Source organism: Profundibacter sp. (genome assembly GCF_965277155.1).
Taxonomy (GTDB): domain Bacteria; phylum Pseudomonadota; class Alphaproteobacteria; order Rhodobacterales; family Rhodobacteraceae; genus Profundibacter.
In genome coordinates, this window is sequence record NZ_CBDIBV010000005.1 from 403,782 (window position 1) to 410,718 (window position 6,937).

The following is a 6,937-nucleotide window of genomic DNA, read 5'->3' on the forward strand; positions in this document are numbered from 1 at the left end:
GTGGTTAAGGTTTACTGCCCCAAGGCCCCAAGTGACATATTTTGATACATCCCGTACATGGCAGTCACAAAAATCGAAAGCATTCCAATGCCTTGCGTAACTATCCTGTGTGATGCCAATCTTTTCTGCAGGGCTTCGCCACGGATCATATCATGGGAAATTTGGGACGCTGTATAAAAGGAAAGGCCGCCAACGATGCTCATAGGGAAGGCCAGCAAAAACAGCGCCTGGGCAATTTCGACATAGTAGTAAAACGCCATAACTCCTAAAGCTGCCAACACAAAACATGTAAATGCCAACAATACCGGCCCGGTCATCTTCAGGATATACAACAATCGGTTGGTGGTGATACGCACCATATCCTCGAGATCCTGTTGCGCCTGCCCACCTTGACGACGCGCCCGCAGCACCATGTCATATGGCACCCCCAGAACCCAGTGGCTGGTGGTGGACCAGACCACCGCAAGGGCAATCCAGTACCAGAGGTTCGAGAATGACCGCATGTCGATCACTTCGAATACCAATTCATACCAATACCGTTGCACGGTTTTTGTCCTCGCCTGTTATTCCTGTGCCGGACACTATAGCGGCCCTGCGCCAATTCCTACCCTTGAGGTGCCCGAAAATCCATGTAACCAATAAGGGACCAACACGAAAGAGTTATTAATGCGTCATAACCTCGCCCCCTTCCCCGCCACGCGCCTTCGGCGCACCCGCCGGTCCGCGTCTATTCGGGCGCTGTGTCAGGAAAACACCCTGTCGGTGAATGACCTGATCTGGCCGATGTTCGTTGTTGAAGGAAACGGTGTGCGTCAGCCCGTGGCTTCGATGCCTGGCGTCGAGAGACTGTCGATCAACTTGCTGGTTGAAGCCGCACGCGAGGCGGCCGATCTGGGCATTCCGTCGATCTGTATCTTTCCCAACACCGATCCGGCCCTGAAAACGGATTGCTGCCGCGAGGCCTGGAGCGCCGACAACCTGTCCAACCGCGCCATTGCCGCTGTTAAGGATGCCGTGCCGGAAGTGGCCGTAATGACCGACATTGCGCTGGACCCTTATAATGCGCAGGGGCATGACGGGATTGTCAGGGATGGCGTGATCCTGAATGACGAAACCGTTGATGCGCTGGTGAAAATGGCACTGGCGCAGGCCAACGCGGGCGCCGATATTCTGGGACCTAGCGATATGATGGATGGGCGCATTGGTGCGATGAGGGCTGCATTGGAAACCGAGGGGCACAAGGATGTGTCGATCCTGTCCTATTCCGCCAAATACGCCAGCGCCTTTTATGGCCCTTTTCGCGACGCGGTTGGTGCATCGGGTGCCCTAAAGGGTGATAAGAAAACCTATCAGATGAACCCTGCCAATTCGGACGAGGCCATGCGGCTGGTGGAACGTGACCTAACAGAAGGGGCTGACATGGTGATGGTCAAACCCGGCCTGCCCTATCTGGATATTTGCCGACGGGTAAAGACCGAATTCGGCGTGCCGACCTTTGCCTATCAGGTATCAGGTGAATACGCGATGATCATGGCCGCGGCCGATAATGGCTGGATCGATGGCGATGCGGTGATGCTGGAGAGCCTGATGGCGTTTCGTCGTGCGGGCTGCGACGGAGTGTTAACCTATTTTGCACCACGGGTTGCGCGGGCGCTGAACGGCTGAAATCTACGCAAAGACCTGCCGAAAGGCAAAACCAAAGGATGACACCCCCGCCATGATCCTTTATAGTTGCACAAGGATCGGCCAGATAAGGTCGGCATAGTCAGGCAGACACAGGCACAAACATAAGGGGTATAACCCATGAGCAGACTTTCCCGTCGACTTTTTGTAACCGGCGCATTGGCAAGCACAACGGCCGCGTGCGGCAACGGCATCGGCAGCAACGGCAGCGCCAAAATCGACGCGCGCGTCGATGCCATGTTGAATCAGATGCACAATCGCTATCCGGCAACACTGGAACTTGAGAACAAGGCCGTTGGCATGCTGGTCATGCCATTGATAACCAAAGCAGGCTTTGGTCTGGGAGGCGCTTACGGGCGCGGTGCGTTGCGGGTGAACGGTGTAACGGTTGATTACTATTCTTCGGCGGCTGCCAGCTTTGGCTTGCAGATCGGCGCACAGCAGTTTTCGCATGTGCTATACTTCATGACGGATGAAGCACTGGCCGATTTCCGCCGCTCGCCCGGTTGGGCTGCCGGTGGTGATCTGGAATATGCGCTGAATGATAATGGCGGTAATATCAGCACTGAAACCACCGTGGCACTTGCACCGGTTGTGGCTGTGATCTTTGGTCAGGCCGGTTTGATGGTCGGCGCCACGCTGGAAGGCACTAAGTATACGCGGATCATTCCATAAACAGCTTTGGCCCCGAAATACTCACATAATTCGAAAAGAACCGCTAAATTCGTTTGGCGGCTCTTTTTGTCTTAGGCGCCCTTTTTTAATGCTTTGGTAATTCGTCAGATCAAACGAAGCCCCTGAAAGGGTAAGGAGTTCCTGACTATAAATGATTGCAGGATATGCTATCCTGGGTTGTGTCTCGAAAGTGGTGGAAATTGATTTCAGGCACCTCCGAGCGGGTTGAGTTATGCGCCGGTCAGGCGGCTTGGTCAAGGGTTGCGTCGGCGACGGGCTGAGCGAGCGTTTCCCAGCCATCGACCTTTCGCATGACGATCTGCCCCGAGGCCATCAGAGCCCAAAGCAGCATCGGCACGGTCTCGGCGCATGGCAGCACGGTCTGGGTCTTGATGCGGCGGCGGAATTCCTCGTTCAGGCGTTCGATCGCATTTGTCGTTCTGGCCGATTTCCACTGGCCTTGTGGCAGACGCGTGAAGGTGAAAAGCTTATCTCCTGCTTCTTCCAAGCTGTCAGCGACGGCCTTGCATTTCAGCCGCCATTTTCGCAGAAATGCCTTGCGGCGGGTGGCGATTTCCTCGGGTGTTTTGGCGTAGATCATGTCGCGGTAATCTTCTGTCAACTCATCATGCATACGCTTGGGTGCCTTGGCCAGAAGGTTGCGGTGCTTGTGCACCGTGCACCTCTGGATCGGCAGATCTTCACCCCAGAGGGCAATGAGAGCGACCTCAAGTCCCGGTGCCCCGTCCACGATGACAAATTCGGGCCGTTTCAACCCGCGCGCATCCAGATCGTTGATGAACTGACGCCAGGCGGAGGTGCTTTCGCCGCCCATGTTCATCAGTGATAACAAGACCTTCTGCCCATCCCGGCGCACGCCAATCGCGGCCAGAACCGAGATATTGGTGGCCTTCCTGTCAATCCGCGTTTTGATCACGGTGCCGTCCAGGATCAGCCGCACGATGTCTTCATCCGCAAGGCTGCGGGCGCACCACGCCTGCCAGTCCACCTTCACCTTGCGCCAGGCGCGGCTCACCACATCCTTGCTGACCGCCCCCTGAAACAGGCCGAACAGGGCGCGTTTTACCCGCCGTGTGTTGGTGCCCGAAAGGTAGACAGCAGCGATCAGCGCCTCGGCCTTCTTCGTCAGCCGCTGGTAGCGGGGCAATGCCTTCGAGCGCCATTCTCTGGCCTTGCCGGCCTCGCCTGTGATCCGCGCACGCGGCACGCGCACCGTTTCGGTTCCAAATGTTCCGACCAGTTGCCGCTCGCGATGCCCGTGGCGGTATCCGGCCTTTGCCCCGCCGCTGCGGCCATACCGGCAACGGCCCAGAAACTGCTCCAGCTCCTCTTCGAAAACCGCCTCGATCGTCGCGCGGATGTTCTGGCGCAGCCGGTCTTCAATCGGGTCATAGCCTGCTTCATTGGCCAGTAGCGCGGATGTCGATGTTGCTGTATTCTTTGTCATGGCGTGATCTCCTTGGCGGTTCCAGCCGCCGGTTGGGTGGCTTCGATGCACCCGGAGATTACGCCGTCCTCGAATTTCCACCAAACTCGCGACACTACCGACCTCTTCGTCGTTCATCAGTTCTTCGTACATTTTCTCGCCGGGTTTGGCGCCGATTTCAGTGATCTTTACCGGATTGTCGCCACTTAATGCCTGCACCATATGAGTTGCGATATCTTTAATCCGGGCAACGGGCATTTTGGTCACAAACACCTCGCCTCCGGTGGCCATAAAGGCCGATCGCAAGACAAGTTCGACCGCCTCTTCCAGTGTCATGATGAAACGGGTCATGCTGGGATCGATCAGGGTGACTGGCCCGCCGGCCTCGATCTGGCGTTTGAACAGGGGCACGACAGAACCGCGCGATCCAAGCACAGGTCCGCCGGACATGGGAAACAGGTGATTTCTTTGTCGTACTGCCTGCACTGGCTGGCGATTACGAAGAGCTATATCCAATCTCGGTCGGACGTCAAAAGGCAGACAGGCCTTATAATTCATCGGTGGAACCGGCAATGACAGCCGATAATCTGGCTAAATATTTCACTGAAAAGAAAATTCTTTGATGCCTGCAATTATACAGCACCAAATTATAAGGGGGGAGGAAATATAGAATGAGAAAAAAGCTTATGTACCTATTACTCCTATTTATCGTGTTTCTACCTTCAAAACTAAAAGTGTGGGAGAGGTGGTCCCACTTTTTTGACCAGTCAGCAGCCAGTTTAAGATGGATCAGGGTTTCATTTAGGCTGCCAAACTCATTGGTTTTGTTTTTCTGTCATAGGCTTCATCCGGGGTCAATATTCCGTGGGTGGAATGCGGGCGCTCGGTGTTGTAGTAAGCCAACCATTTCCCGATCCCGGCGCGGGTCTGCGAACCCGTTTCAAATGCGTTGAGGTAAATGCATTCGTATTTCAAGGATCGCCAAAGCCGCTCGATCATCCGGTTATCGACCCAGCGACCTTTGCCATCCATCGAGATTTTCACGTCGGCTTCTTTCAGCGCCTGCGTCCATTCAAACCCGGTGAACTGGCTGCCCTGGTCGCTGTTCATGATATCGGGCTTGCCGTATTTGGCCATAGCCTCTTTCAGGGCTTCAACGCAAAAATCTGCCTCCATGCTGTTTGACAATCTCCAGCTCAAAACCTTGCGGCTGTGCCAGTCCATGATCGCGACCAAATAGAGGAACCCGCGCTGCATCGGAATGTAGGTGATATCTACGCACCACACATGGTTTGGACGATCAATCGTCAGGTCTCGCAGCAGATACGGGTAGATCTTATGCTGCGGATGTTTCTTGCTCGTGTTGGGCGTCTGGTAGATCGGAACCAACCGCATCAGCCGCATCAAACGGCGGACCCTGTGGCGACCACACTTGTAACCTTGGCGCTGCATGTGCCGGGCCATTTGCCGTGATCCATACCACGGCGTCTGCAAGAATTGCTTGTCGATTATTGTCATGAACCGCAAATTTTCAGCACTTTCGCCTTTTGGCTGGTAATACAGGTTCGAGCGCGCCAGAGAAAGTAGCCCGCATTGTCGTCGCACACTCAGATCATGCTCACGGCTCACCATTTTTTGCCTCGCTTCCCGAGCAACTGTTGCGAGGCGTTGGCTAAAAAATCCCGTTCCACGACCAGCTGACCAATCTTGGAGTGCAGCTTCTCAATCTGGGCTTCATCAACCCGATCAGGATCACGGCCCCGTCTGGAAAATGCCGTGGCCATGTTTTCAATCGCTGCTCGTTTCCATGTGTCAATCTGGGTTGGATGCACACCATACTTCTTCGACAGCTCCGCCATCGTCATTTCCTCGCGGATTGCTTCAAGCGCAACGCGGGCTTTGAATTCGGGAGAATGGTTCTTTCGTTTCGTCATTTTGAATCGTCTTTCTCATAAGTCGATCCACCTTAACAACTGGTCCGAATTTCCGCGACCACCTCTGTGTAGAAAAAATCACTATGGAACGTGATACTTATATCGGTTTTGGAAATGCGGTAGTGTCGCGAGTTTGGTGGAAATTCGAGGACGGCGTAATCTCCGGGTGCATCGAAGCCACCCAACCGGCGGCTGGAACCGCCAAGGAGATCACGCCATGACAAAGAATACAGCAACATCGACATCCGCGCTACTGGCCAATGAAGCAGGCTATGACCCGATTGAAGACCGGCTGCGCCAGAACATCCGCGCGACGATCGAGGCGGTTTTCGAAGAGGAGCTGGAGCAGTTTCTGGGCCGTTGCCGGTATGGCCGCAGCGGCGGGGCAAAGGCCGGATACCGCCACGGGCATCGCGAGCGGCAACTGGTCGGAACATTTGGAACCGAAACGGTGCGCGTGCCGCGTGCGCGGATCACAGGCGAGGCCGGCAAGGCCAGAGAATGGCGCTCGAAGGCATTGCCCCGCTACCAGCGGCTGACGAAGAAGGCCGAGGCGCTGATCGCTGCTGTCTACCTTTCGGGCACCAACACACGGCGGGTAAAACGCGCCCTGTTCGGCCTGTTTCAGGGGGCGGTCAGCAAGGATGTGGTGAGCCGCGCCTGGCGCAAGGTGAAGGTGGACTGGCAGGCGTGGTGCGCCCGCAGCCTTGCGGATGAAGACATCGTGCGGCTGATCCTGGACGGCACCGTGATCAAAACGCGGATTGACAGGAAGGCCACCAATATCTCGGTTCTGGCCGCGATTGGCGTGCGCCGGGATGGGCAGAAGGTCTTGTTATCACTGATGAACATGGGCGGCGAAAGCACCTCCGCCTGGCGTCAGTTCATCAACGATCTGGATGCGCACGGGTTGAAACGGCCCGAATTTGTCATCGTGGACGGGGCACCGGGACTTGAGGTCGCTCTCATTGCCCTCTGGGGTGAAGATCTGCCGATCCAGAGGTGCACGGTGCACAAGCACCGCAACCTTCTGGCCAAGGCACCCAAGCGTATGCATGATGAGTTGACAGAAGATTACCGCGACATGATCTACGCCAAAACACCCGAGGAAATCGCCACCCGCCGCAAGGCATTTCTGCGAAAATGGCGGCTGAAATGCAAGGCCGTCGCTGACAGCTTGGAAGAAGCAGGAGATAAG

Annotated in this window: 6 protein-coding genes and 1 pseudogene; 3 read left to right on the forward strand and 4 right to left on the reverse strand. The window is 55.7% G+C overall.

Annotated elements, in window-relative coordinates; all coding sequences use genetic code 11:
* Positions 1 to 11: 11 nt before the first annotated feature.
* Positions 12 to 503: a component of SufBCD complex gene (locus tag ACQY4M_RS06075; protein WP_428542105.1), complete on the reverse strand. Its 492-nt coding sequence runs from the start codon at positions 501 to 503 to the stop codon at positions 12 to 14.
* 163 nt (positions 504 to 666) lie between these two features.
* On the opposite strand from ACQY4M_RS06075, the gene hemB reads away from it, so the two are divergent.
* Together hemB and ACQY4M_RS06085 are read left to right on the forward strand one after the other, a co-directional pair.
* Positions 667 to 1,665, forward strand: coding sequence for a porphobilinogen synthase (gene hemB, locus ACQY4M_RS06080; RefSeq protein WP_428542050.1), 999 nt, complete (start codon positions 667 to 669; stop codon positions 1,663 to 1,665).
* 138 nt (positions 1,666 to 1,803) lie between these two features.
* Positions 1,804 to 2,358 carry a YSC84-related protein gene (locus tag ACQY4M_RS06085; protein WP_428542053.1) on the forward strand — a complete coding sequence of 185 codons (555 nt, stop codon included), beginning with the start codon at positions 1,804 to 1,806 and terminating at the stop codon, positions 2,356 to 2,358.
* 241 nt (positions 2,359 to 2,599) lie between these two features.
* Here ACQY4M_RS06085 and ACQY4M_RS06090 read toward each other — a convergent pair whose 3' ends face one another.
* The 3 genes and pseudogenes from ACQY4M_RS06090 to ACQY4M_RS06100 all read right to left on the reverse strand — a co-directional run bounded on the left by ACQY4M_RS06090 (position 2,600) and on the right by ACQY4M_RS06100 (position 5,739).
* Positions 2,600 to 3,826, reverse strand: a complete 1,227-nt coding sequence (locus ACQY4M_RS06090) for an IS256 family transposase (protein WP_428539582.1) — start codon at positions 3,824 to 3,826, stop codon at positions 2,600 to 2,602.
* A 108-nt stretch (positions 3,827 to 3,934) separates the two neighbouring features.
* A pseudogene (locus tag ACQY4M_RS06095) lies at positions 3,935 to 4,363 on the reverse strand (polysaccharide biosynthesis protein); the annotation flags it as partial.
* Positions 4,364 to 4,606: 243 nt separating this feature from the next.
* A protein-coding gene (locus ACQY4M_RS06100) for an IS3 family transposase (protein ID WP_428542056.1) occupies positions 4,607 to 5,739 on the reverse strand; the annotation gives its coding sequence in 2 pieces (ribosomal slippage) (positions 4,607 to 5,487 and positions 5,487 to 5,739; 1,134 coding nt in all).
* Positions 5,740 to 5,956: 217 nt separating this feature from the next.
* Between ACQY4M_RS06100 and ACQY4M_RS06105 the strand changes: the two genes are divergently transcribed.
* The coding region (locus ACQY4M_RS06105) for an IS256 family transposase (RefSeq protein WP_428542108.1) at positions 5,957 to 6,937 on the forward strand (981 nt) is incomplete at its 3' end.